General features: G+C 37.3%; 23 protein-coding genes and 1 tRNA gene. 8 read left to right on the top strand and 16 right to left on the bottom strand.

All coding sequences use genetic code 11. The features are described 5' to 3' along the window. On the top strand, nt 1-715 hold a 715-nt coding region (locus tag ACFIMC_RS07600; protein WP_375685729.1), incomplete at its 5' end, for a DNA adenine methylase. Nucleotides 716-817: 102 nt separating this feature from the next. Here the strand turns inward: ACFIMC_RS07600 and ACFIMC_RS07595 are convergent. The 8 genes from ACFIMC_RS07595 to rpmH all read right to left on the bottom strand — a co-directional run bounded on the left by ACFIMC_RS07595 (nt 818) and on the right by rpmH (nt 7,648). Continuing rightward, nucleotides 818-902 (bottom strand) — tRNA-Leu (locus tag ACFIMC_RS07595). Between the two features lie 114 nt (nt 903-1,016). Continuing rightward, nucleotides 1,017-1,637 carry a 2,3-bisphosphoglycerate-dependent phosphoglycerate mutase gene (locus ACFIMC_RS07590; protein ID WP_375668552.1) on the bottom strand — a complete coding sequence of 207 codons (621 nt, stop codon included), beginning with the start codon at nt 1,635-1,637 and terminating at the stop codon, nt 1,017-1,019. Nucleotides 1,638-1,665: 28 nt separating this feature from the next. After that, nucleotides 1,666-2,478, bottom strand: coding sequence for a 4-hydroxy-tetrahydrodipicolinate reductase (dapB, locus tag ACFIMC_RS07585; protein ID WP_375613493.1), 813 nt, complete (start codon nt 2,476-2,478; stop codon nt 1,666-1,668). A gap of 1,224 nt (nt 2,479-3,702) precedes the next feature. Further along, nucleotides 3,703-4,395, bottom strand: coding sequence for a glutathione S-transferase family protein (locus ACFIMC_RS07580; protein ID WP_375612254.1), 693 nt, complete (start codon nt 4,393-4,395; stop codon nt 3,703-3,705). A gap of 139 nt (nt 4,396-4,534) precedes the next feature. Further along, nucleotides 4,535-5,179: a ribosome biogenesis GTP-binding protein YihA/YsxC gene (gene yihA / locus ACFIMC_RS07575; RefSeq protein ID WP_375613494.1), complete on the bottom strand. Its 645-nt coding sequence runs from the start codon at nt 5,177-5,179 to the stop codon at nt 4,535-4,537. Then, on the bottom strand, nt 5,176-7,014 hold the full coding sequence (yidC, locus tag ACFIMC_RS07570; protein WP_375613495.1) for a membrane protein insertase YidC: 1,839 nt from the start codon (nt 7,012-7,014) through the stop codon (nt 5,176-5,178). The genes yihA and yidC overlap by 4 nt, the downstream gene beginning before the upstream one ends. Next, nucleotides 7,004-7,396, bottom strand: coding sequence for a ribonuclease P protein component (gene rnpA, locus ACFIMC_RS07565; protein ID WP_375612257.1), 393 nt, complete (start codon nt 7,394-7,396; stop codon nt 7,004-7,006). The genes yidC and rnpA overlap by 11 nt, the downstream gene beginning before the upstream one ends. A 117-nt stretch (nt 7,397-7,513) precedes the next feature. Beyond that, nucleotides 7,514-7,648 carry a 50S ribosomal protein L34 gene (gene rpmH, locus ACFIMC_RS07560; protein ID WP_375612258.1) on the bottom strand — a complete coding sequence of 45 codons (135 nt, stop codon included), beginning with the start codon at nt 7,646-7,648 and terminating at the stop codon, nt 7,514-7,516. A 583-nt stretch (nt 7,649-8,231) separates the two neighbouring features. Here rpmH and ACFIMC_RS07555 point away from each other — a divergent pair. Next, complete coding sequence (locus ACFIMC_RS07555; protein WP_375613496.1) at nt 8,232-9,293, top strand: Mrp/NBP35 family ATP-binding protein; 1,062 nt, start codon at nt 8,232-8,234, stop codon at nt 9,291-9,293. Nucleotides 9,294-9,604: 311 nt separating this feature from the next. Here the strand turns inward: ACFIMC_RS07555 and ACFIMC_RS07550 are convergent, their stop codons facing one another. The 7 genes from ACFIMC_RS07550 to ACFIMC_RS07520 form a co-directional block, all read right to left on the bottom strand. Then, nucleotides 9,605-10,399, bottom strand: coding sequence for a pyrroline-5-carboxylate reductase (locus ACFIMC_RS07550; RefSeq protein ID WP_375634920.1), 795 nt, complete (start codon nt 10,397-10,399; stop codon nt 9,605-9,607). Nucleotides 10,400-10,455: 56 nt separating this feature from the next. Next, nucleotides 10,456-10,701 (bottom strand): hypothetical protein, encoded by a 246-nt coding sequence (locus ACFIMC_RS07545; protein ID WP_330168884.1) that lies wholly within the window; start codon nt 10,699-10,701, stop codon nt 10,456-10,458. A gap of 102 nt (nt 10,702-10,803) precedes the next feature. Beyond that, nucleotides 10,804-11,172 (bottom strand): YraN family protein, encoded by a 369-nt coding sequence (locus ACFIMC_RS07540; RefSeq protein WP_375633258.1) that lies wholly within the window; start codon nt 11,170-11,172, stop codon nt 10,804-10,806. A gap of 4 nt (nt 11,173-11,176) precedes the next feature. Beyond that, the gene (gene rsmI, locus ACFIMC_RS07535; RefSeq protein WP_375633239.1) at nt 11,177-12,064 is read right to left on the bottom strand and encodes a 16S rRNA (cytidine(1402)-2'-O)-methyltransferase; all 888 of its coding nucleotides are present in this window, start codon (nt 12,062-12,064) and stop codon (nt 11,177-11,179) included. 2,064 nt (nt 12,065-14,128) lie between these two features. After that, a complete protein-coding gene (locus tag ACFIMC_RS07530) occupies nt 14,129-15,793 on the bottom strand; it encodes a 4Fe-4S dicluster domain-containing protein (protein ID WP_375672061.1) in 1,665 nt (554 codons plus the stop codon). Nucleotides 15,794-15,796: 3 nt separating this feature from the next. Next, nucleotides 15,797-16,717, bottom strand: a complete 921-nt coding sequence (locus ACFIMC_RS07525) for an electron transfer flavoprotein subunit alpha/FixB family protein (RefSeq protein ID WP_375628248.1) — start codon at nt 16,715-16,717, stop codon at nt 15,797-15,799. Between the two features lie 51 nt (nt 16,718-16,768). After that, entirely contained in the window at nt 16,769-17,515 is a 747-nt protein-coding gene (locus tag ACFIMC_RS07520; protein ID WP_375628246.1) for an electron transfer flavoprotein subunit beta/FixA family protein, read from the bottom strand. 512 nt (nt 17,516-18,027) lie between these two features. Here ACFIMC_RS07520 and ACFIMC_RS07515 point away from each other — a divergent pair. The 3 genes from ACFIMC_RS07515 (at nt 18,028) to ACFIMC_RS07505 (ending at nt 20,757) form a co-directional block, all read left to right on the top strand. Further along, nucleotides 18,028-18,846, top strand: a complete 819-nt coding sequence (locus ACFIMC_RS07515; protein WP_375613502.1) for a hypothetical protein — start codon at nt 18,028-18,030, stop codon at nt 18,844-18,846. A 178-nt stretch (nt 18,847-19,024) separates the two neighbouring features. Then, nucleotides 19,025-19,945 (top strand): sulfite exporter TauE/SafE family protein, encoded by a 921-nt coding sequence (locus ACFIMC_RS07510; protein ID WP_375613503.1) that lies wholly within the window; start codon nt 19,025-19,027, stop codon nt 19,943-19,945. Between the two features lie 2 nt (nt 19,946-19,947). Beyond that, the gene (locus ACFIMC_RS07505; RefSeq protein ID WP_375613504.1) at nt 19,948-20,757 is read left to right on the top strand and encodes a TIGR02186 family protein; all 810 of its coding nucleotides are present in this window, start codon (nt 19,948-19,950) and stop codon (nt 20,755-20,757) included. 22 nt (nt 20,758-20,779) lie between these two features. Here the strand turns inward: ACFIMC_RS07505 and ACFIMC_RS07500 are convergent, their stop codons facing one another. After that, the gene (locus ACFIMC_RS07500) at nt 20,780-21,061 is read right to left on the bottom strand and encodes a DUF6460 domain-containing protein (protein WP_375613505.1); all 282 of its coding nucleotides are present in this window, start codon (nt 21,059-21,061) and stop codon (nt 20,780-20,782) included. 1,091 nt (nt 21,062-22,152) lie between these two features. On the opposite strand from ACFIMC_RS07500, the gene ACFIMC_RS07495 reads away from it, so the two are divergent. From ACFIMC_RS07495 to ACFIMC_RS07485, 3 genes are all read left to right on the top strand, one after another. Further along, nucleotides 22,153-23,778: an ABC transporter substrate-binding protein gene (locus tag ACFIMC_RS07495; RefSeq protein ID WP_375651310.1), complete on the top strand. Its 1,626-nt coding sequence runs from the start codon at nt 22,153-22,155 to the stop codon at nt 23,776-23,778. Nucleotides 23,779-24,120: 342 nt separating this feature from the next. Next, the gene (locus ACFIMC_RS07490) at nt 24,121-24,339 is read left to right on the top strand and encodes a hypothetical protein (RefSeq protein WP_375672059.1); all 219 of its coding nucleotides are present in this window, start codon (nt 24,121-24,123) and stop codon (nt 24,337-24,339) included. A 356-nt stretch (nt 24,340-24,695) separates the two neighbouring features. Further along, nucleotides 24,696-26,135, top strand: a 1,440-nt coding sequence (locus ACFIMC_RS07485; protein WP_375680773.1) for an ABC transporter substrate-binding protein, incomplete at its 3' end; no start/stop codon positions are given.

Below are 26,135 nucleotides of genomic sequence, written 5' to 3'. Positions count from 1 at the left end.
TACACAAACATTGTTTGCGTGGATGGGTGGTAAACACTATCTGCGTAAGAAAATTATACCGATTTTAAATAATATTGACCACGAAACCTATGTTGAACCGTTTTTAGGCTCTGGTGTTATTTTCCTAAATAAAAAACCAGCAAAATATTCTGTCATTAATGATTTGAATGGAGAGATCACGAATCTGTTTCAATGCGTTCAAAATGACTTTGATGATTTAGCTAAACGATTGGAGTGGTTTGTTTGTTCAAGACAGTTGTTTTTTGAACTTGCGGCGATTGAACCAGAAAGCCTTTCCAAAGTTGAAAGAGCCGCCCGTTTTTTGTTTCTCCAACGTTGTGTGATGTATGGGAAAAAAGATTATGTCTCTTTTAGTNGACGTGTTAGACAGAAGCTTCTTGATACGACGATCTTAAATTTGTCGTGGGAACGGGTTATCGAGCTATTTGATGCACCCGACAGTTTATTTTACCTAGACCCGCCTTATCTTGTGAAGAAGAAGTGTTACAGCTCTGGGAATTTTGTTGAAGATGATTTTGTGAGTATGGCAAAAGTTCTCAAAAGCATACAAGGCAAATTTGTCTTGAGTCTGAATGATTGTGATGCGGTTCGAGAGATCTTTAAGGATTTTGACTTTTTAGAATTAGAGACCCTTTGGACCTCTGGTTTTGCTAAAAAACCACCCCGAAAAGAACTCTTGATTCGTAATAATTAGAGAGACGTGTTGCAAAATCCTATTCCCTCACTTTTATTTACGCGTCCCTCACTGTAAAAAATATATGGAAAATCAATAAATTATTTTGGATAAAAAAGAGTATGGTGCCCAAAAGAGGACTCGAACCTCCACGCCTTACGGCACAGGTACCTGAAACCTGCGCGTCTACCAATTCCGCCATCTGGGCTTATAAAATTCATCTAAGCGCATGAAGCAACTCTGTCAATAAAATTATAGAATTTATTTTTTCAGCTTAAAACGATAGCATTGAACTTTTGAGAGAGATCATGATTTTAGAAGTTTAAGGTGTGAGGACTGTCTTTGATAAAATTGTTGAATCCGGATTAAATGTGTAAATAATAGGAATGCCGGTCGCTAATTCTTGAGATATAATTTCCTCACCGGAGAGACCTTCAAGCGCCATAATAAGAGCACGAAGAGAATTTCCATGTGCTGCGATCAAAACAGTTTGAGAGCGCAAAATATAAGGCTGGATATGGTAAAGATAATAAGGCCAGATGCGCGCACCGGTGTCGCGTAGGCTTTCTCCATTCGGCGGCGCAATCGTATAGGAGCGGCGCCACATTTGCACTTGCTCTTGCCCCCATTGTTGGCGTACTTCATCTTTATTTAAACCAGAAAGATCACCATAATTACGTTCATTTAATGCGGGATTTTTTATCACTTCTAAATCTGATTGTCCCATTTGCTCTAAAATGTGCTGAGCGGTTTTTTGAGCACGCTGTAAGGCTGATGTATAAGCGATATCAAACTTCAAACCATATTCTTTCAGTTTTTTTCCTGCTGCTATCGCTTCGGCATGACCTTTTTCTGTTAAATCAGGATCTTTCCAACCGGTAAAAAGGTTTTTGAGATTCCATTCACTTTGTCCATGACGAATTAGTGTAAGTATGCGTCCCATTATGAATTGCCTCTATTCTATTGATTGTTTAAAATTCATTGTTCAATCCCAAAACATCGAACATTGAATAAAGACCGCTTTCATGATTTTGTGCCCATAAAGCTGCTTTTAATGCGCCATTGGCAAAGATAGAGCGTTCTTGCGCTGTATGTGAAAGAACAATGCGCTCATTGGAGCCGGCAAAAATGACACTGTGTTCTCCAACAACTGTCCCACCACGTGAACAGGAAAAGCCAATGGTGCCTTTTTTGCGTTTACCTATATGACCATTGCGTTCGTTGACACGCACATTTTTAAGCATAACATTGCGCCCTTCAGCTGCTGCTTGGCCAAGAAGAAGGGCTGTTCCAGAAGGGGCGTCAACTTTGTTAGCGTGATGCATTTCATAAACTTCGATATCAAAATCATCGGCTTCTAATGCTTTAGCGGCTTTCTTTACAAGGTTGGCTAAAAGATTTATTCCAAGGCTCATATTTCCGGATTTGACAATTGTTGTATATTTCGCAAAATCTGCAATTTTTTCTTCTTCTGTTTTGCTAAATCCTGTGGTGCCAATAATATGGACAAGGCTTTTTTGAGCAGCGTAGTTAGCATAAAGAATACTGGCTTCTGGTTGTGAAAAATCTAAAATACCTTCTGTATTAGAAAAGGCATTTTCGGGATCGTCAGTGATACCAATCCCAAGAGAATCTGAACCAATTAAGGCACTGGCATCTTTTCCTACAAACGGTGAGCCTTTGCGTACAAGAACAGCACAAAGTTCTACATCTCTCCTCTGCTGGATTGTTGTAATGAGTTCACGTCCCATTCTTCCATTTGCACCAACAACTGTAAGGCGCATTTTTATCTCCTTATAATACTTTACTGTGCAGTATAGGCAAATTCTTGCCTTCTTTCCAATGGTTCTTTTTCTTTATAGAAAAATTTTTTTCCTGCTTTAATTTATCTTGTTGTGCTGTAAAATACTGTTGTTTAGAGCAAGTGATATAAGATCTACAAATTTAAATAGAGATGTTTTTCGTTGAGTGTGTGATGAATATTCCTAAGTAAGGTTTGCTTATGACACCTAAAGGAGATTGTGTATTACTTTACGCTTTTGTTTCTTTCGTTCTTTAAGGGGGGAGCGTTCTTCATGCAAAACAAGATCTCCCAAACAAAATACACCTATGTTGTCAATTCATGCGCTTTTCTTAAAGAAATATTTATCAATTCTTCTAAACTTATTTTATGATAGTGCTCGTGAGTGGTATCACGAGAGAGTATCCATGAATAATATAACATCTATTCTGCGCCACTATCTTTATGCTTCATAAATAGAGAAAATTAGCATTATCATACGTTTTGTAGCCTTTAATGTTTTAATAATTCTTGGCACTTAGGCATTTTCATTCTTTTCTTTAATATTCTTTCATTTACCAATTCCATTTGTGACGCATAAGAAAGCGATTTTGATTGTTTTAAATGTGATGAAGGTAATGAGAAAAAGGTATTTGGAATTGATGATTAAGGTAAAAAAACGATTATTTATTATTGTATATCAATATGTTATCCATAAATAAAATCACGTAAAAGGGGATAAAAACAAGGGGCTAACAAGAAGTTGGATTGTTTTCACACGAGAGTTGGTCGGATTCTTCATCTTTTAGGAAAGTCAGTTAAAAAAATTGTTATGTTGTAAAAACGCATGATGAGGATTTTTTTATTATAGAGCAAATAGTATATATGTTATGCAATGCGTTTTTTCATATATTGGGGAGACTTGAGGATAACATGCGTTAAGTATTGTTATTTTATTTGCCTAGCTTCTAATGATGCTACAGCTCTTGTATTTAAAGAGAGTCGTTAAAATGCTTTCTTAAATATTTTTTATTCCTGTGCTAATCTTTTTTTGTGATACGATAAGAAAGTGATTTTTGTGATTCAATTATAATGGGTTTTATTCTCTGTTTAATACGATCATAAATCAATGTATTATTATATTGTTTATACGCATGCATAAAAATTCATAAAACTATAAATATCCTTTAGATAAAATATCACTTTTATTTTTGTTTGTGAGAGAAGGCTAGAAATCAAGATCTGCATAGTGAGCACTTGCAACAATTCCGCGGACGCGATCTGTTAAAAGAGAACGAAAAGAAGGGCGTGATTTAATTCTCATATACCAGTCTTTGGCAGCAGGAGATTGTTCCCAGTCAATTTCCCCTAGAAAGTCAAGTACAGAAATAGAAGCTGCTGCTGCTAGATCTGCATAGGATAAGGCAGAACCGACTAAGCTATCGCGAGAGGCACAGAGCCAATTGAGATAGTTCATATGTGGTAAAATATTGGCACGTGCATTGCGTAAAATTTGTGAATTAGGAGCACCACCGCCGATGGCAAGTGGCATTTCACGTTTATGGATTCGTTCTCGTACGATATGGCGCGTTGCTTCATTTTCGAATTTATTTAAGAACCAGTCATTGAGACGGCGTACTTCCGCACGATCTAAAGGATTTTCTGGAAAGAGCTTATTTTCTTGTCGTAAACTTCCATGTGTTTCGTCTAAATATTCGCAGATAACAAGAGGACCTGATAATGGAACCTCGTGTTCATCGAGAAAAACAGGAACATGACCAGCGGGATTGAGGGCTAGAAATTCGTGTCTTCTTGCCCATTCATATTCTTCAATCAGTTGAGTGGTTACACCATATTCCCCAAGAATGAGGCGTATGAAGCGCGAGGCAGAGGATAGGGGAGAGTGAAAAAGTGTCAGCATAATTTACACTATCAAATAGAGTTGAAGAGAATTCTTTCAAGTAATCATTTTTATAAAGATGCTTGACTAGAAGTACAAGATCATTAGTAGCTGCTAGTAATTATAATTAATAAATTGTTAATGACTAGGAATTGTTCTCTTATGCGATGGTTTGCAAAATGGCAGCACGTAATTCTTCTAAACCGATAGCTTTTTCTGAAGAGGTTACAAGAAGCTCAGGATAAGCTGCTGGGCGTTTAAGAAGCTTTGTTTGTGTGCTCATAATTAATTTTTCCAAGGCATTTGATTTGATTTTATCGCTTTTTGTCAAAACAATGTGATAAGAAACAGCTGCTTTATCAAGGAGAGCAAGAACATCTTCATCATTATTTTTGATTCCGTGCCGCGAATCAATTAAGATATATACACGTTTTAACGTTGTGCGCCCCCGTAAATAGCTAAAAATCAAATTTGTCCACGCATCAACAAGATTTTTAGGAGCAGCAGCAAAACCATAACCAGGCATATCTACTAATGCTAGAGGGGGAAGGTCTCCTAGTTGCCCACTGAATCCATCGGGGATAAAATAATTAAGCTCTTGAGTCCGTCCTGGTGTATTTGAGGTACGTGCTAAGCTTTTTTTTTGGACGAGTGCGTTGATTAAAGATGATTTTCCAACATTGGAACGTCCTGCAAATGCAATTTCTGGTGGTCCTTCGGGGGGGAGAAAGCGTATTGCTGGTACACCACGAATAAAAATCCAATTGCGAGAAAAAATTCCAGAAAGGGAAGAATCTCTTGTCATTCATGCACTTCTTTTTTGGGTGATCTTCTCCAGATGGCTTTCAGATTATCAAAAAGCTCAATTTTAACTCCTTGGCGCTTCATCATGATACCTTGCTGAATGATTGATAATATATTGTTCCATGCCCAATAGATGACGAGACCAACAGGGAAAGAGGCGAGCATAAAAGTAAAGACAACAGGCATCCATGTGAATATCATCGCTTGGGTTTGGTCTTGAGGAGCGGGATTCATACGCATTTGTAAAAACATCGTTATTCCCATAATCAAAGGCCATGCACCAATCATAAGAAATGTTGGCGTTGTATATGGCAAGAGACCAAACAAGTTAAAAAGAGAAGTTGGATCGGGTGCCGCTAAATCTTTAATCCAGCCAAAGAAAGGGGCATGGCGCATTTCAATGGTGATATAGAGAACTTTATAAAGAGCAAAGAATATTGGGAATTGAACCAACATCGGCCAACAGCCTGCAAGGGGATTTATTTTTTCGGTTTTATATAGTTCTATTATTGCCTTTTGTTGTTTGGTTTGGTCATCGGGATACTTTTCTTTTATTTCTAGCAACCGCGGTTGTAAAAGCTTCATGCGTGCCATAGATTTATAAGATTTATTGGCTAGAGGGAAAAGAAGAGTTTTTAAGAGCACTGTGACAAGAAGGATGGCGATACCAAAATTCCCTGTTTGTTTATAAAGAATATCAATGAGGGAAAACATTGGTTTGGTGATGAAATCAAACCAGCCCCAATCAATTAAAAGAGCAAACTTTTTGATTTTTAGGTCATTTTGATAACTATTAATAATTTCAACTTGTTTTGCACCAGCAAAAAGACGATTTGTAACAGTTTTTGTTTCATTTGGGGCAATCGTTAAAAGCGACCCTAGCAAGTCAGACTGATAATGTGTTTGCAAACGATCAAAATAAATAAAACGGCTTGTATATTCTTTATTTTGCGGGGGAATAACTGCTACAGCCCAATATTTATCGGTAATACCAATCCAACCTCCTGTTACTTTGGAAAAAGTCACGCTCTTTTGCCCATTATCAGGATTTGGGTCAAGCTCTGCTAAGGTTTTATATTTTTCAGTTTTGAGCGAATCTCCAGCAATACCTATCATACCTTCATGAAGTAAATAGGTTGCATTTGTATGTTCTGGTGGTGCAGCACGTGCAACGCGGGCATAGGACGAGAGATGTATTGGTTGATCACTTTCATTGCTGATAGAATCCTCAATGGTAAACATGAAATGATCATCAACAGAAAGGGTCCGTCGGAAGATTTGTCCCTGTCCATTATTATAAATTAAAGTGATAGGTGTTGAAGGAGTCAGGATTGTATTGTTTCCCTCTACTTGCCATTTTGTATCCGATTGTGGCAAGGCTTTTGCTGGCAAAGACGCACTTGCAAAACCAAATTCAGCAAGGTAGGTCGTTTTGAAACCTTTAGGGTTTAGCAAATCGATTTCCGGTGATTTTTTATCGACTGTTAAACGATATTTTTTGAGGTGAAGATCATCAAATTGTGCACCAACAAGATTAATAGAGCCTTCCAGTTCATTGGTTTGGATCGCAATACGCTCTGTTTTGGCCAATACAGCTTTCCGGATTTCAGGTGTCATGGGCTGTTCGATGATAGATGTAGCTTGATACGTTGAGGTATCGTCAGAAAAATCTGTCGTGGTAGTAGAAAGGGCTGATTGTTGTTTTGACAATTGCTGTGCGATGACTTGTTGTTTTTGTAACTTTGCTTGTTTGGGAGCAACATGAAGAAATTGCCATGCGATGAGCACCACGAAAGATAAGCCAATAGCGATAAAGAAATTGCGATTATATTCCATCCGTACACCCTTGTTGTTGTTGCTGATGTTTTATTTTTGGTTTTATTCGCCGATTTAATTCACTAATCAAGGATGTAAAAGGTGCATGTAACACATCACGGTACGCTACAATGACATAGTCTGTTCCTGCTTCCATGTGGTTTGTTACACCAACTCTCACGGCCTCACGCAAGCGCCTTTTAATACGATTACGTTTCACAGCATTACCGTTTTTACGGGTAACAGTGAAGCCTACACGTGCAAAAAGAGAATCTTTTCTTTCTGTTGTTTGTTCACGAGATTTAACTTCGAGCAAAAATAAAGGACCACGTCGTTTTTCTCCTGTACGGACAGCCAAAAAGTCTGCTCTTTTGCGAATACGGCAGGGATGTTTTTTCTTCATAAAAGAATATTTCGCAATTTCATTAAATGCCTGCAAGCAGACATTGTAGGTTCATAATAAAAGTTTCACAACGAAGAAACGATGAGCAATCCTCAACGGTTGTGAAAATTTAAATGGTTAAGCAGAAAGCCGCTTACGTCCACGAGCACGTCTTGCAGCAATAATTTTACGTCCTCCAGCTGTGGCCATGCGTGCACGAAACCCATGGCGGCGTTTACGGACAAGTTTAGAGGGTTGGTAAGTACGTTTCATTTATTTAAATACCGCGGAGTGCGGCCCTTCTTAATCTTCGTTTTATGAGTAGTTATGCGCGAGATAAACAATTTTATCCTATCATATGGCTGTTAACCCATAAGGAAAAATATAAAAAAAGTCAATCTTAGATTGTTTTTCTCTCTCTTGAAAGAATACAAAACACCTTATAACTATCTGTAACGCTTTTTACAATACTGTAGGAGTGTTAGAAAATAACGATTGAATCTACAGAACATAAATGGCTAGGGCCTTAAATAATTAAAGAAGGTGTAACTGATTACTGTATGCTCAATTTAAAATATCCTTTAAGATTAAGAGTTTTTTTCAGTTTTTGTTTTTACAAAATTTTTATCAGAATATTCATTAAAGTGGTTGTAGCACAAACGTGATTGATAGGATTTTATAGCAGATTTTATGTTTGAGCTTCTTTATTTTAAGGATGGTTTCATATTTTTAAAGAGATAAGAGATGTATACTTTATAATGCTGAGTAAAGTAGAAAATTATCAGGTGATGAACCTTGTAAGTATTTTTCGTTCTTATGCTTATATTTGCTGGTATTTTTATAGAGAGGAAAGAACATGGATCTTATCACAAGTGAGGCTGTCCGCAACGTATTACGTACAATCAAAGGACCAGATCTTGAAAGCGATATTGTGTCGTTGGGTCTTCTTTCAGAAATATTGATTGCTGATGGTAAGGTTTTCTTTTCCATTACAGTTCCTGATGGAGGTGTGCAAAAATGGGAATCATTGCGTCGTTCTGCTGAAAAGGTGGTATGTGCTTTGGAGGGAGTGAAATCTGCTGTTGTTACACTTACAGCAGAAAAAATAACAAAGACAGCACCTAGTCGAAGAGCAAATCTCTTACCGATCAAAATGCCCATAGAAGGTGTGCGGCATGTGATTGCTGTTGCTTCTGGAAAAGGAGGGGTCGGAAAATCTACGATGGCAATAAATATCGCCTTAGCTTTACAAGATTCTGGTTTCAAGACGGGGGTGATGGATGCTGATATTTATGGTCCTTCGTTGCCACGTTTGACAGGACTTGTTAATCAAAAACCACAGCTTATTGGAGAAAAAAAGATTCAACCTCTTGAAAAATTTGGACTTAAATTGATGTCGATGGGATTTTTGGTTGAGGAAGAAAAGCCGGTAGTATGGCGTGGTCCTATGGTTATGGCAGCTGTAACGCAATTGTTACGAGATGTTGTATGGGGGCCTCTGGACGTTTTAGTCGTTGATATGCCGCCCGGTACAGGGGATGCACAATTAACGCTTGCCCAACAGGTACAATTAACAGGTGCGTTGGTTGTCTCTACGCCCCAAGATCTTGCTTTAGTGGATGCACGTAAAGCAATAGAAATGTTCATGAAAGTTAATGTTCCTATTTTAGGACTCATTGAGAATATGAGTTATTTTATCGCTCCTGATACGGGAAAACGCTATGATATTTTTGGCTATGGTGGTGCACGGGCAGAAGCGGAACGTCGAGAAGTCCCTTTCTTAGCGGAAATACCGCTTGATGCAGCTTTACGATTTTCTTCAGATGAAGGAATCCCTATTTTTGTTGCTAAGCCTAGTGAAGAGCATGCTAAACTATATCGTAAAATTGTTGATCAAATAAAAAATCAACTCTTTTGAATGGGGGGATGTTATAAGAGAGTTTATTAAAACACAATTATGGAAGACGTAAAAATAGTTGCTTCTTTGTAAGGGGAAGTTTTAATGTGTGAGTGGAGTATATAGGTTAAATAAACAAAAAATTATTCATACGTTTGGGTAACCTGAAGGGGACCCAAATTAGAAGAGATAGAGCCATGAGGTAGAAAAAAATATTGGACTTGAGGCAAAAAGAAGAAGACCGAAAATAAAAATATTTTAGAAAAATTGTAAAAGGTTGTAAAAAATATTTTAAAAATCATTTTTTGATACGAGTTTTCTTGATATAAATCTCAACATTTCTTTTTAGAAGCATTCATTTTTTGCAAAGTAGCCTCAAGAGCTGTTGTTAAAGCATTCCTTCCTCCTTGATGAGAAAAGTAATTTGACAAAAATTCATTTGTTCCACCCTTTGTTGAAAACTCTTTTTCAAGCAGTGCAAAATCGAGAGATACAGAACGATCCGTTGCTATAGTTTTACGCATTTCATCTGTAAGATTTCCAAACATCATGGTAAGGAATTCTGCTGATTGCTGTTTTTTTAACCCTTGTGTTATAAACCATTGATGGGCAGTTTCTATAAAATTAAAATATACTCCCATAAGTGAACCAGCTGTCATAAAAAGATTAAACTGCTCTTCCTTATCCAGCACCAATGTGCCCCCCAATGCATCAAATAAAGTGCGTAAAAAGGGATGATTGGGATAGATTGGTGTCAAATTTTTGCATTCTGCAACAAAAGGTAATGGAACAGCACGATAAACTTTATGATTAATCCACTTTTCTATTTCTGCTGCTTTTGCCATAGCAAGTACGGAAATAACCAGCTGTTCTGGACGAAAACGAAGAGAGCACAAAACGTCTTCTGCAATTTGGTTGGGCAAGCAAAGAAAAACACAATCACTAACATCGAGCAACGCTTGGTTATTTTCAGCAATCATAACTTTATCATAAGTGCGTGAAAGGCGCTTTGCTGTTTGTGCATTGCGAGGCGAAACAATAATGGAAGAAACATCAAAGTTGCTTTTCATTAAGCCATTCACCATTGAAGCACTGATTGTACCCGTTCCCAAAAAGCCAAGTCTCATTATCTATTTCTCAGTTTCATCTTTTAAAAGGAATTTCAATCAACATTTCAGGTGTTTTAACTAACATAAACGCTAATTGAAGAAGCAACACATAACATAGCAAAAATAATCAAGCCCAAATAGATTTTAGGCTTGTCAAAGAGAACGGCAAAAGCAGAAAACCAACCAACAACAGCTGCGGCTAATGCAAATAAAAACCCCGGTTTATTCATAAGCACAATATGCATTGCCATTAAGCCACCAATAATTAGCGCTCCAAAAACAATGAGCAAACCTGTTGCAAACTTTTCATAATCATCCATATTTCGCTCCTTATAGCGCTTAATTATTACACACTTTTTAACGCATATGCACATAAAAACGAAATGTTTTTTATTGAATATGGTTAAAACGGGGGGTGCCGTTTATTGATTAGATGTAAAAAATGCAGGGATATGCTGTGGCCAACGCCAAGGTAAAATTGCAATTAAATCAAAGCGTACAGACAAAAGGGCATAATCTTTTTGCCGTGCGAGCCAAATATCGGCAGCTGCCTTAATTCGCTTTTCATTCATTCGGGAAACCGCTTCCATTGCTTCAGCCAACGTTGAACGTGCTTTAACTTCAACGATTAACACAAGATTTCCGCGTCGTGCAATTAAATCAATTTCTCCACATTTTGTTTTAAAACGCCTTTCGGCAATGTGAAACCCTTTGCAACGTAGCCACCAAGCTGCCAATTTTTCTGCACGAACCCCTCGATAAAAAGACTTTTGTCTGCGTTTTTTTTGTATCATTTTACGCATTTTTTAAAAAGATTAATCGCTGAAAAAGTTCCTGCTTTTTAAAACCAGTTTTTTTTGCAACAAAAGCTGCCGCTTGAGCAGCAGAATGTGTCCGTGCGCGTTCTAATAGCATTTCATCAATTTCTTGATCACTTATCACATTTAAAGAAGAAGATGATTCTCCAACAAGGACAACAATTTCCCCACGAATATGTGCTTGTTTTCTGTAATTTTCTAACAAATTTCCCAAATTGGAAACATCTACTGTTTCAAACTTTTTTGTTAATTCACGACAAATGGCAGCAGGTCGATCAGCCGAAAAAAGAGTGACCATATCCTGTAAAGTTTCAACAAGACGATGCGGTGATTCATAAAAAATCAAAGTTGCTGGAATCTCTTTTAATTGTTCCAACCGTTTTCGGCGCTGTAGCTTTCGTGCACTCAAAAAACCTGCAAAAAAAAAGCTATCAGTAGGAAGCCCTGTCGGTATAAGAGCGGCTAAAAGAGCGGATGCTCCAGGAATAGGAATAATTTTATGACCAGCTTTACGGGACTCTTCCACCAATCGAAATCCAGGATCAGAAATAAGTGGTGTTCCGGCATCTGAAACAAGTGCTACTGTTTTGTTTTCTGCTAAAGCCGCTAAGAGCTTCGGACCCGCTTTTTGCGCATTATATTCATGATAGAGAAAAGGTTTTTTTTGAATACCGTAACGTTCCAACAAAACACGTGTTACTCGCGTATCCTCACACGCTAAAATATCAATTCCTGCAAGTACTTGCAAAGCACGAAGCGTAATATCTGCAAGATTTCCGATAGGTGTTGCCACAAGATAAAGCCCTGATTCTATAACGGGTGCAGAATAAGCATGCGCACCTATAAAATATGCTTTTTCACACATGCTCTTTTCTTTTCATTAAACTCTCCTCACCACAAGATTTTTATCCATACTCATAAGCCATTTTGGCTCATTTTTTACCAGCACATTTTTTATCATTACAAAGGCTTACCTTACTCGAATAATCGATTACACTACAATAAGATAATTTCATATTTAACGTCTTAATTTAACATTATTATCTATTTTGATCCGCGTTATTTTTTCCAGTAAAACAAATTCCAAATGTAACCAATATTCTATCAGCCCCATGATTTTCTATAAAGTTTTTCCTTCGAGAACCAAAAAACAATTTTGCGCATGTTATCATCTCATGCTTGTTTGTGCTCTTTTAAAAGCTAAGCTTTTTAGATTATTTCCATAACGCCGATTTTTCAAATATTCTATTGATATCCAAAATATTTTTCTGAGCAAATGTAAATAACTCCTTTTGAAACACATACAGTTAACTGGCAGCTGACTGTATTGTTATTAATCAAATATAAGCTCTTATCAGAAAAATACTTTATTTTTTCATATTCTCTACAGCTTTAACAGTATACAGTATAATGAGTACCTTAGAAAAGTTTAAGGCTAAATTTTATCTTAAAGATTTGATTTATAATGGAGAATTTATTATTTTGCTTATTGATTAGGAGCTTTAAATATCGTAAAATTATCTTAGTTCTTCTTATAGTCAATTAATCAAAATCATTTTCGTGCATCTTGAAACCTTCTCAAAGCAAAGATTATCGCATCATTGGGGATCGCAGAGAAAATGATGCTATTAGCTTGTGCTTTTTATTTCGTAAATGTGGAACTGTTCGTTCACAGGAGTGCGTTATACCTTTTTCGGATAGTGTCGCGAAATAATTGTTTGATATGTGTTGAGAGCTATTCTTAAAAATAAGCCCATGATTGAACAACACAAGTTTGCTTTAATTTTGGATACCTTATTTTTTCTGAAGGATATGATCCCATAAAAAAACGTAAGTAATAAAAGCGGGGACAATACGTTATCTCTTCTTTTTAGAGGATATTGTGATGCTTTTGAAAGTTTTAAAACCGAATGGACAGATGATAGTAAAGAGAAAAATAGTTTTTTTCCTTTCAGATTTCATATTCTTGCTAAATGAAGCTGTATTTTAGTTTCAGAGATTACTCAAATAGAATATGCAATATTTTTGCTCTAGCTACAAGAGCTGGAACGGCGTGCAGAGCTTTCATTCACCTTAATCTTTCTTTTAAATATACCACTTGTGTTCAATTTGGATGTTGATTTACAAGCAATAGCGAAAGCACAAGCTTTATAAAAAAACAACTCTATAAAACGCGTCATAGAGTGGTCATGAAAGCTATTTTGTTTTTTATCAGGTGTTTTGCTAATAGCGATAGTCTCCATGGCTTGGCATCTGCTTATTCTTACGGTATTTGTACACATTCATTACAGTATATTGGTAAAGGTTAGATGCAAGGCGATTATCCTTGATGCAAAAATAAAGGGTTAATGTGAGATTAAAGATTTTTTCGTGTCATTATCAGTAGAAACATTATAAAGGGCTTGAACAAGCATGCTCTTTATCTCTTTATCTCACAATGTTTTTTCTACATTCATTCGTGGTTTTTCTTGAGTGAGCATTACTTGACAAGTGTAGGAGAAAAAATAAACTTGAATTGTACCTCCGTAGGTTTTGCTCTTGGCTAGTTAAAACGATTGATGTTTCTTATGAGAGGGCTAAAAGCATTTTGGATCATATGGGAGAGGGGGTAAAGTAGAACAGGCTTACTTTCCTTCAGGTTTTCGAGAACCGCGGCTGTTCCTTTATCGCAGAATTGTCATGAATATATTCATTATTGTTTTGTCATTTAAATAAAAAAATTTTGATAAAAATATGTTATGTTTTTCTATTGAAAAAAGTCATGCGGTAGGGAGAGTATTTTATATGAGAATAGAGTTCTTTTTACATTGTGAAAGAACGTATGCAGGAAGATAATTGATAGATTTCTGATCTGAGGGAAATATTTTTATCCATTGCGTTTTGTATATTTCAATTTTAGGAGAATGAACAATGATTATACATTGGAAAATTACATATTGGGATAGAAGGGGCCCTCATTGCCTTGCGGACAGATCCAAGTGATATTTTGGTTTGGGTCTTTGATGTCACACGTTTTACAATGTATACAATTTGAAGCGTTGATCATATAAGTCAGATGATCATTATCCTCTAGCCACTCGTAGACAGCGGCGGGACAATAGCGTGTAGAGGGTCCTCCATAGATTGCATATTCGGAGTCCTTTTGCTTTTTTAATGAGGCTATTTTTAAATGACAAGGTTGATTTTCTTCATGATGCGTATTGGAAAGGGCAACACTTGAAAGGCGATCAAAGGTTACAACGCCATCTGGTTTTGGGTAAGAAATGGGTTGAAATTTTTCTGCTGGTTCAAGGCATGCATAATCTTCCTTTCCGTGGGAGAGTGTTTTAAATAAGGAAAATCCGAACAGTTGTTGCCACCACATATCAAAACCAGCAAGTTTAATTCCATATTTTGTCCCATATTTTGCCCAGAGCGGTTTGGCATTTCGCACTTTATAAAGATCTTTGCCAATGAGCCCTTTTCGCCACTGTTCTTCGATTTCTTTAACCTCATCATGGGCACGCCCTTGTGCAAGAGCGGTAGCCATTTTATCGGCAGCTAATATGCCAGATAAGATGGCATTGTGTGATCCTTTGATACGAGGAACATTGACAAATCCAGCAGAGCAGCCAATAAGCGCCCCACCAGGAAAGGTGAGTTTTGGTACAGATTGCCAACCTCCTTCGCTGATAACACGTGCACCATAGGAAAGACGTTTTGCGCCTTTAAAGATTTTATAGAGTTTTGGATGTGTTTTAAAACGTTGAAATTCTTCAAAGGGAGAAAGATAAGGATTTTTGTAATCTAAGTGCACAACAAAACCGACAGAAATGATATTGTTTTCTTGGTGATAAATAAAGCCACCGCCACCGGTTTTATTGTCTAGGGGCCAACCAGTGAAATGTTGTACTAAACCGCGTTGGTGTTTGTTGGGGGCAATTTCCCAGAGCTCCTTGAGACCAAGACCAAATTTTTGTGGTTCTCGATTTTTGCTAAGATTAAAATGTTGTATCAGTTGTTTTGCAATTGAGCCGCGTGCTCCTTCCGCAATCAGAGTATATTTTGCTAATAAAGCCATCCCAGGCATATAATTTTTTCCAGGGGTTCCATCTTTGTTAAGCCCCATATCACCGGTGAGAACACCAATGATAGCTCCGTTATCTTTTTGGATGATGGGTTCTGTTGCTGCAAAACCAGGATAGATTTCAACACCCAACGCTTCAGCTTTTTTGCTTAGCCAGCGGCAGACGCTCCCAAGCGAAACGATATAACATCCGTTATTTGATAAGATTTTAGGGTGCAAAATATTGGGAAATACTGTGGACTTTTGAGGCTTTAGAAAAAAAAATTGGTCTTGTGTGACAGGGGTTGTGAAGGGATGGTCGTTATCATTTCGCCATTCTGGTAAGAGTGTGTCGATACCAATGGGGTCAACAACTGCGCCAGAGAGAATATGTGCACCAACTTCGGTTCCTTTTTCAACAATTGTGACAGAAAGCTCAGGATTAATTTGTTTAAAACGAATTGCGGCAGAAAGCCCTGCAGGTCCTGCTCCGACAATGACTATGTCAAACTCCATACTTTCACGTTGGTCATGCAGAGGTGCTTTCATGGCTTATAAAGCTTTCTCCAATTCTGGAATAATTTGGTGGAGATCACCTACAAGGGTGTAATCGGCAATTTGCATGATGGGAGCTTCTTCATCTTTATTAATGGCAACAATAATTTGTGCATCCATTATACCGGCTACATGCTGGATTGCACCGGAAATGCCAACGGCGATATAGAGTTCAGGGGCAACGACTTTTCCTGTTTGTCCAATTTGCCAATCATTGGGAGCATAGCCTGCATCCACTGCTGCGCGGCTGGCACCTAAAGCAGCATTTAATTTGTTTGCAAGAGGAAGAAGCAGGGCCATAAATTTCTCTTGAGAACCAAGACCACGCCCGCCTGATATAATAACACGTGCTGAGGTGAGCTCAGGACGATCACTTTTGTTTGTCTCTGCTTTTACGAAAGAAGAAAGATTTGGATTGGGAGCTGGTGTTATTGTTTTAATGGGAGCAGAATTATTTTGGGAAGGCGTTGGGGTGAAAGAAGCGGTGCGAACTGTTATAATCTTTTTATAATCATTGGTGCGTACAGTTTCAAATGCATTGCCTGCATAAATTGGTCGTTTGAAGGTATTGGGTGAAAGAATGGCGGTAATATCTGAAATTTGCATAAGATCAAGAAGAGCTGCTACGCGCGGCATCACATTTTTCCCAGTACTGCTGGATGCTGCCATGATCACATCATAATCCTTTGCTAACATGAGAATTGTATCTGACATAGGCTCGGCAAGTTGATGGGCTAAATAGTCTGCTTTTGCAATAAGAACTTGCCGCACACCATTAAGTTTAGCACTATTTTCCGCTATCGTTTGAATTTTTTCTCCGCAAATCAGAATATCGATATCATTACTGAGTACGCGTGCAGCGGTGAGTGCTTTTGCTGTTTCTTCTGTATTATGATCGGCCAATAAAAGAATTGCCATAAGTTTTTGCCCTTTTATGTGAGTGTTGCTTTTACTCTAGTGGTGAGAATATTAAATGCAGTTCTTCTGTTTTAAGGCTCTGACAAGTTCTACTACATTTGCCACTTTTATACCGGATTGACGGGGTTTTGGCTCTTCAACGCTTAAAATTATTAAGCGTGCTTTCGTATCGACGCCAAGATCAGTAAGAGATTTTTGTTCAATGATTTTCTTTTTTGCTTTCATGATATTGGGGAGAGAGGTGTAACGCGGTTCATTGAGCCGTAGATCGGCGGTCATAACCATGGGAAGGGGAAGACAAAGGGTTTGTGTTCCATTATCAACTTCACGAGTAACTGTAGCATGCCCATTTTCTATGTTAAGATGTGAGGCAAAAGTTGCTTGTCCCCACCCAAGAAGAGCAGCGAGCATTTGTCCTGTTTGGTTGCTATCGTCATCAATTGCTTGTTTTCCTAAAAAGACCATGTCGGGTTTTTCTTCATCAACAATGGTTTTGAGAATCTTAGCAATTGCTAAGGGTTCAAGTGTTTGATCCGTTGTGACAAGAAGTGCGCGATCAGCTCCCATTGCAAGTCCTGTTCGTAGAGTTTCTTGAGCTGCTTCTGGGCCAATTGAAACAAGAAGAACTTCTGAAATTTTACCGGATTCTTTTTGGCGAATGGCCTCCTCCACGGCTATCTCATCAAAAGGATTCATAGACATTTTTACGTGAGACAGATCAACGCCTGTACTATCCGGTTTGACGCGTATCTTGATGTTATAATCAACAACACGTTTGACAGCGACAATTATCTTCATAATGATCCTCTTTGTTTGTATGTTACAAGTTTATAGCAATACTCATAAGAAACCAAATTGTTTAGAATGAAGTCTCAATTTATAACTTGTGTTCTCTTTCGTATAAGCTTTTTTATGTTTACTTGTACTTTCTCGTCGTCATTTTCAATCTTCATATTTTTGCATTGCCATAATTGCCTTATTTGCTTGAATAAAAAGTAAAAAAATCAAACTGTCTTGTGAGAATATTCTTTTTTAGTTTCTTATGCTTTGTTTATGATGGTGCAATAGGTCCTTTATGCAATGAAAAATTAAGTGAAAAAGATAAAAATGGGGGAATGATTTTGCTCTTCAAATCTTGAAGACAGAAAAATTAAAGATCTTTCTTTCAAATATTTTAGATAAAGATTGGGGAAAATATTTCTAACAAAAAGTTTTTGGAAGTTCTTAAAGCTCTATTTACTAAAATAGAGCACACTTTCTCATCATTTGTTGCGATTCTTTTCAAAAAGGTTAATGAGGGGTAGGCGTTTGTGAATACGAAGGGTCATACGATCGACCAGGCGACCAAACAGGTTAGGAACGATAAAGTCTTTTCTTTTGTTGAACAGAAAGAGAGAATGGATACTTCTGTAGAAGTAACGATGTCGGATATTGCTCAAAAATTACGCACCGTTTATGCGCAAATGCAAATGAAGCATTCGCCTCGTTCTTTAATGCAGCAGAATTCGGTAGAAGAGCATTTTAAATCTTACTTAGATGATATTAGTCGGGCCATTTTGGCTGAACATTATATACGTCGTCAAAGAGAAAAAAAGCTTTTCCAGTCTTTAGAGCAGATTAAAACAATTGTTCAAAGTTTGCAGAGTGAAAAAAAAAGCTTAGAAGAAGCAGCGGTAACACGACGGGTGTCTCGTTCAAAATCACCTGATTCTGTTGTACAAAAACTTGCTCACATGGAATGTGAGGGAAATCAAGAACGCTTATTACTTCAAAAGGTGCAAAATTTTTCGAAAGAAAACAGCATAATTTCACTCCAAACAAATGTTGAAAATACGGTGCAGCAAGAAAATAGAAGCCCTTTGCCCAGTGATGCTCTGAAATCTTCTTTTAAAAAGGTTGAGGGGGTAGTGGAGCATGCTATGATAGAAGAAAAAGGGATGATGGGTGCTCAGGCATCTAATCATTGCATTGAGAATGATTTTTCTTCTTTAAGGACGCAGTCTCGGGAACATGTGTCGTTTTTATCTTATTTGCTAAAAAAAGGTGTTCTTTGTTTTTTAACCGTTGCATTTGTGGTAGCGATAACGTTATGTTTTTATAGCTTTTTAAAAGGAGCTCGTTTTTTTTAATTTTTATGATGTTGATGTTAATAGATGTGAAATGTATTGCGCATTCGTGTTTGTGCGGAAGCTATAGCAACTAAAATTATCCTTTTAAACACGCAACAGAGATTATTGGAAAAGAGGATAATTGGAGAAGGATTCTCTAATTGTAAAAAAACCTCAAATTATCTTGAAGGTTCTGTAAGTGAGTATTTATTTACCAATTGCTGAAATGTCACTCAATATGCTGATCTTGATTGGTATGGGAGTCGTTGCTGGTTTTTTTTCAGGACTTTTTGGAATCGGTGGTGGGTTTCTTATCACGCCGTTATTGATTTTTTATAATATTCCTCCTGCTATTGCTGTTGGAACAGGTGCTAACCAGATGATTGCTTCATCTGTAACAGGAGCAATTACACATTTTAGAAGACGTACGCTCGATATTAAACTTGGTATTCTTTTGGCGATTGGAGGAGGGATTGGTTCTTTAATCGGGATTCAGGTTTTCTCTGTTTTGAAAAAGTTAGGTCAATTAGACTTAATGATTTCGCTTCTTTATGTGATTCTTCTTGGAAGTGTAGGAAGCTTGATGATCGTTGAAAGTTGGTATGATATGATGCGCAAGCGTAAGGCAGGAAAAGCCAATATTCGTCTTGCTGGTCGACATAATTGGATTCATCGCTTACCCTTAAAAATGCGTTTTCGGACATCTATGATATATGTTAGCATTATTCCAGTTTTAGGGATTGGTCTCATTGTGGGGTTGTTGTCTTCTATTATGGGAATTGGTGGGGGGTTCTTTATGATACCAGCATTGATTTATCTTCTGCGTGTTCCAACCAGTGTGGTGATTGGGACTTCACTTTTTCAGATTACATTTGTGTCTTCTTTCACGACAGTTTTGCAAAGTATGACTAATCAGTCCGTTGATATTGTCTTGGCTTTTTTGTTAATGCTTGGAGGAAGTATTGGTGCGCAATATGGAACACGGGTTGGACGGAAGTTAAAGGCTGAACAATTGCGTATGGCACTTGCATTTTTAGTGTTGATTGTGTGTATGCGTCTTGCTTTTCAATTATTTATACGCCCTGATAATCTTTTCTCTCTGGATATTCTTATGAGATAAAAATGGGTAGATTATTTTCTTTATACATCATTACAGGTTGCTTTTGTTTTATTTCTTTTTCTACATGGTCACATGTTGGGACGCCAGCTACATTCATTGATCAAGTTGACCACGAAACTGTCCAAATTATTGTAACAACGAATACGATTACTGTGGATGCAAATTTTGCTGGTCGTGATCTTTATATTGCTGGTGTTTTAGAAAATATTGATCCGTTATATTCTCGACAGAACCGTTATGATATTGTTGTAAGCTTAGAGGGACAAGATCGGACAATGGTGATGCGAGAAAAAAAACGCAATGCCGGTGTATGGGTCAATACAGATTCTCTTATTTTTAAAAAGGTTCCTCTTTTTTACTCTATGGTCACAACACGTGAAATTGACGATATTACGAGCATTGAAGATTATAAACGCTTAGGGTTAGGATTACTCTATTTGCCATTGCAGACGGATGAACAAGATCAGAAAAAAATACAAACCTTTCGCGATGAACTTATAAAATTGCAAAAAGCTAAAAGCCTTTATTATGAGGAAGTGGGTGGGGTTCGTTTTGGTTCTGACACACTTTTCACAGCGCATTTTCGTTTGCCAGCAAATATCCCGGTTGGACATTATAAAGTTCGTGCTTATCTTTTTCGTGATGGACAGTTTATTGATAGTGCAACAACGACTCTTGAAATTGTTAAAGCACATATCACCTATACAATTTTTTATGCAGCGCACAAGTATCGTTTTTTATACGGTATTGTTGCAGTGATTATTGCTATTACTACAGGATTTTTATGTCGTTTGATTTTTCGAAAAGATTAACGCAAGGAAAATGTTAAGGCTTTTATTTTTTATGAAAAATTCGTAAGATAAGAAAAATAGGCACAACAACAATAGCTCCTGTCATAGTTATATGGAAGAAATTTGTAAGCGTTATAAATCCTGCTTCCCATAGTGATTGAAAAAAATCTACTATTTTTTGTATGAGGTTTCGAGGTGTCCATCCCAAAAAATTCATTACGATGCCAATGAAGAATGAAAGAATAAGCAATTTTAGACTAACGCGGCTTAATTTTTCTCCAAGAAACGCATGAAAAGAATTTAATAATTTTTTTTTTCGCTTCATTCTAAGATACTTTCGAAGATCGTGTTTTTTATTGTATTATCATAGTACAGCGATGTTATTATCATAAAGGAAAAACATTTTTTTATTTTTTCTTACTTTTTTGAGTTTATCACCTTAGTCTGGTTAACGGTGCTGGTTTTTGAAATATACACATGTTTTATTGCATTTTTTGCGATATTTTCATGGCGCTTCTTTTGTTAAATGAAGGGATATCCTTTCGTCTCGAGAATTTGTAGAGAAATTTTATAACGTTTCGATGTTTCACATCAGAGTGAGAGTTGTAGTATATTGAAGATTTTGTAACGAACTTATTATTATCGTGTATAGAAATAATATTTCAAGACAGTTTACTTAAAAAAAGACTATCTATTCTAATAAGGGTGTGCTTATATAGGTATTATATTTAGATATTTCAACCTTAGTGCATTGAAAAGATCTTTTTTCTGAAAAAATGTAAGCAATGAATTGAGTGTTGTTAAAGGAGCAAAGATATTAAAAATACGATGTGGAAAAAAGTTTTGTTATGTATGGGTGCGTAAAGGAATATCAGGGGGAGCCCATGCTCCTTTTATTTAGAAATAAAATATAATTTACAAGCTGTTATTTGGCAGAGGATTATGGAAAAATTCAAAATTCCTCTTGTAGGGGGAGGAGGTCATGTCGGTTGATGGGTGAATTTTCCTGTTTTGTTAAAATGTCAAATTGTTAGTAGAGCTCTTTGTTATTAAGGCGCTTAAGCTAACAAAGAAGAGTCTTTTGATGGCATAAAAAGGCGAGAGGAAAGAAGAGACAAGCTTACCCGACAAAAGAGAGAAAGTAGTGGTTTTATAGTCTTCAATCGTAGGCGTTATGACATCATGAATAGGCTCTGTTATGGGGGAGCATTCATTGTATGTCAGAGTGTTTGTTGTTGCATGTTTTGGTTTGTCTTGGCTTATAGCCATGGGTAGAAGTCCGTGGTTGGTAAGTGGTGTTGTTTGAAGGTTTTAATAATACTTTGTTTGAGGCGCTTATGGATCATCTAACCTTATTATTAAGCATGTGCTTGTTGTGTGGGAAATTTATATAGTAAACTTTAAAAGGAAAAGTCTATGAACTTGAAGAAAAAAATATTACAAAATAGCAGCTCTCTTGTTTCTGCTTTTATAGCTTTGGCGATGGTTGCACAACAAGTTTCAGCAAAAACACCCGCTGATACCCTTGTGATGGCTTGGAATCTTGATGCAATCAGTACGTTTGATCCCGCACAACTTAATGATGTTTATGGAAGTGAAATTGTTCGCAATGTTTGTGATAATTTGGTCAGTACTGCGACAAATGATCCTGCTAAAATGGTTCCCGCTTTAGCAACACATTGGGATGTTTCAGGTGATGATCACAGTACAGTGATTACTTTTCATTTACGTGATGGTTTGAAGTTTAATGATGGTCGATCAGCCAATGCCAATGATCTTCTTTGGAGTATGAAGCGGATTGTCAAATTGAAGATGGGTAATGCGGCAATTTTTAATGAATATGGAATTGCAGAGCAAAATGTTGATGATGCTTTGCAAGCCCCAGATAAGAAAACAGTGGTGATGAAATTTGATAAGCCTTATCCAGCAGAGCTCATTCTTAATAATATTGTTGCAAGTCCGGCAACAGCTTTGCTTGATCGTCAGACAATTATGAAGCATGAAAAAGATGGCGATTTTGGAAATCAGTATTTGAAAAGTCATGCTGCTTGTGTTGGTCCTTATCAGTTAAAAAGTTGGCGCTCTGGAGAAGCTCTTTTGTTGCGTGCAAGCTCTCACTATTGGGGACAAGCGCCTAAACTGAAGCAGATTTTAATTCGCCATGTTGCAGAGCCCGGAACACAACGTTTGTTGTTGCAAAAACATGATATTGATGTTGCTCGTGATTTGACCCCTGAAGATCTTGCAGATCTGCAAAAAACAACAGATGTTAAAATCGAAGAAGTGTTAGAACCATCTATGATGTACTGGGGATTTAACATGACAAATCCTATTTTTGCTAAGGAAAAAGTACGTTTGGCGATGCGTTATCTCATAGATTATGAAGGTCTTGGCAAGAAGCTTCTCAAAGGTGTTGGTGTTCCACGGGCCAGTTTTATTCCTCTTGGCAACTTTGGGGCTTTAGATGAAAAAGAAGGGCAACCCTTTAAACTTGATATTGCAAAAGCTAAGCAGCTTTTAGCAGAAGCTGGTTATCCGAATGGGTTTGAGGCAAATTTTCTCGTATCAAATGCTCCTTATAGGGTGTTGCTTGCTCAGTCACTCCAAGATAGTGCCGCAAAGGCGGGGGTGCGTCTTAAAATTGAACGGATGGCCGGTACACAGTTGTTTTCTAAACTTTATGCACGGGCTTTTGATACGATTTTTGTCGGATGGAATAATGATTCTGCGGATCCTCATACTATGGCTTCACGTCTTGTTTATAATCCAGATAATCGGCTTGAGGCAAAAAATACCGCCTATCCTAGTTGGCAATATGGGTATTTGGATGAAACGATGAATCAAAAGGTTCAGGATGCATTGTTTCAAAAAGATCCGCAAAAACGGGCACAACTCTATGCTGATTTACAACGTGAATTGATGCAAAAAGGACCTTATGCGTTTATCTTTCAGAAATATACTGTTATCGCGATGACGCCTGATATCAAAAAGTGGGTTTGGAATAGTGCGCCACATATTTTTTATAGTAAAATTGAAAAATAAGAGTGTCTTCAATGCTGTTCAATAGATAAAGGGCATCGTCATGATATATTCGGCGTATTGTATAAATTTTAAGCTTTGCAATGCGCCGAAGATCATAGGTAATGTGTGATATATTGTTGAATGTCTTTTCAAGACATTCGTTTAAAGATATTTTTCATTCTCATTAGAGGTGTATTTAAGTGGATGTTAAGATCGATATTTCAATTTTTCTGAATTAGAAAGTGGTCAATTTATTTGTTAAAAAACTGAGTATAACATAAAGAAACGAAGTGTAACAAATATCGCCGAATTTAGTGGTGCTAAAGGTGCAAAGGTTTTGCGATGTTGAAGGAAAGTTTTGTTATGGGGGTACACAAGGGATATCAGTTTTTTATGGTGTTTATATTTTCTTTTGCTTTGAAAGATGATGAGATGTTATTTGGAGGGAGTTATTTTACGGGGAGTGATGAAAAAATTAAATTTTCTTTTGAAGAAGGAATAAAAGTCGTTGCATTTGGCAAACTAACGAATTTTTCTGTTTTATCAAATCGTCAAATTGTTATGAAGGCTCGTTGTTATTAAGGTACTTGAGCTAAAAGGGGTAGTGCTTTGATGGTATAGAAAACGCCGGAAGAAATACGAGACAAGCTTGCTTAACAAGATAGAAAAAATACAGGTTTTATAGTCTTCAATAGTAGGCGTTATGATATCGTGATTAAGCTCTGTTGTTGGTGAGCATTCATTGTATATTAGAGTGTTTTCCTTTGTATGTTTTAGTTTGGCTTATAAGTGTAGACAAGAGGAGTCATTGGCAAGAGGTGCTTGTTCTTGAAGATTTTAAAGTTTGGTCTTTAGGAGCCTATCGTTCGTCTAAACTTAAATTAAGCACGTTTTGCTGCATGGAGAATTTATACAATAAACGTTAAAAGGAAAATTCTATGAACGTGAAAAGAAAAATATTGAAAAAGGGCAGTTCTTTTGTTTCTGCTGTTCTTGCAATGGGGATGTTTGTGCAACAAGTTTCAGCAAAAACACCCGCCGATACGCTTGTGATGGCTTGGAATCTCGATCCAATAAATACATTTGACCCTGCACAACTCAATGACCGTTATGGAATTGAAGTGGTTAACAATATTTGTGATAATTTAGTCGTTTCTGCTACAGATGATGCGGCTAAAATGGTTCCCTCGTTAGCGAAGAGCTGGGATGTTTCAAGTGATGATCAGAGTACGGTGATTACTTTTCACTTGCGTGATGGTTTAAAGTTTTATGATGGTCGTCCTGCGAATGCCAATGATCTTGTTTGGGGTATGAAGCGGGTTGTTCAATTGAAATTGTCTAATGCAGCAACATTTAATGAATATGGGATTACAGAACAAAACGTTGATGAGGCTTTTCAAGCACCGGATGACAAAACGGTGGTGATGAAATTTGATAAACCTTATCCAGCAGAGCTCATTCTTAGCAATATTTCCACTAATCGCACTACTGCCTTGCTTGATCGTGAGACACTCATGAAAAACGAACAAGATGGCGATATGGGAAACCGATATTTGGCCAGTCATTCTGCTTGTGTTGGTCCTTATCAGCTAGAGAGTTGGCGCCCTGGAGAAGGAATTTTGTTGCGTGCAAGCTCCAATTATTGGGGGGAGGTGCCTAAATTGAAGAAGATTTTAATTCGCCATGTCGCGGAGCCTGGAACGCAACGTTTATTATTGGAAAAACACGATATCGATGTTGCACGTAATCTGATGCCAGAGGATTTGGCAGATCTCCAAGCAACAACGGATATTAAAGTTGAAAAAGTTTTGGCGCCCTCCATGATCATATGGGGATTTAATGCGACAAATCCAATTTTTGCCAATGAAAAAGTGCGTTTGGCGATGCGCTATCTTATTGACTATGAAGGACTCGGTAAGACTCTTCTCAAAGATGTTGGTATTCCACGTGCAAGTTTTATTCCTCTTGGTAACCTTGGAGCTTTGGATGAAAAAGAGGGACAACCCTTTAAACTTGATCTCCAAAAAGCAAAGCAACTTTTAACGGAAGCCGGTTATCCGGATGGTTTTGAGGCCAGTATTTTTGCCGGTGCCTCTCCTTATCCTTTTGCTTTGCCTATTGCTCAGTCTCTCCAAGACAATGCAAAAAAAGTTGGAGTACGTTTTAAAATTGAACGTTTTGTAGGTACGCAGTTGTTTTCAAAATTTTATGCGCGTGGTTTTGATACGATTTTTTTCGGATGGAATAATGGCTCTGGGGACCCCCATACAATGGCTTCACGTCTTATTTATAATCCAGATAATCGGCTTGAGGCTAAAAATACAGGCTATGCGAGTTGGTGCCATGGGTATTTGGATGAAACTATGAATCAAAAGGTT

The organism is Bartonella sp. AP21QHHD, from assembly GCF_042196205.1.
Taxonomy (GTDB): domain Bacteria; phylum Pseudomonadota; class Alphaproteobacteria; order Rhizobiales; family Rhizobiaceae; genus Bartonella.
Note: the sequence above shows the minus strand (reverse complement) of the source record. Positions and strands in the feature narration are given on the sequence as shown.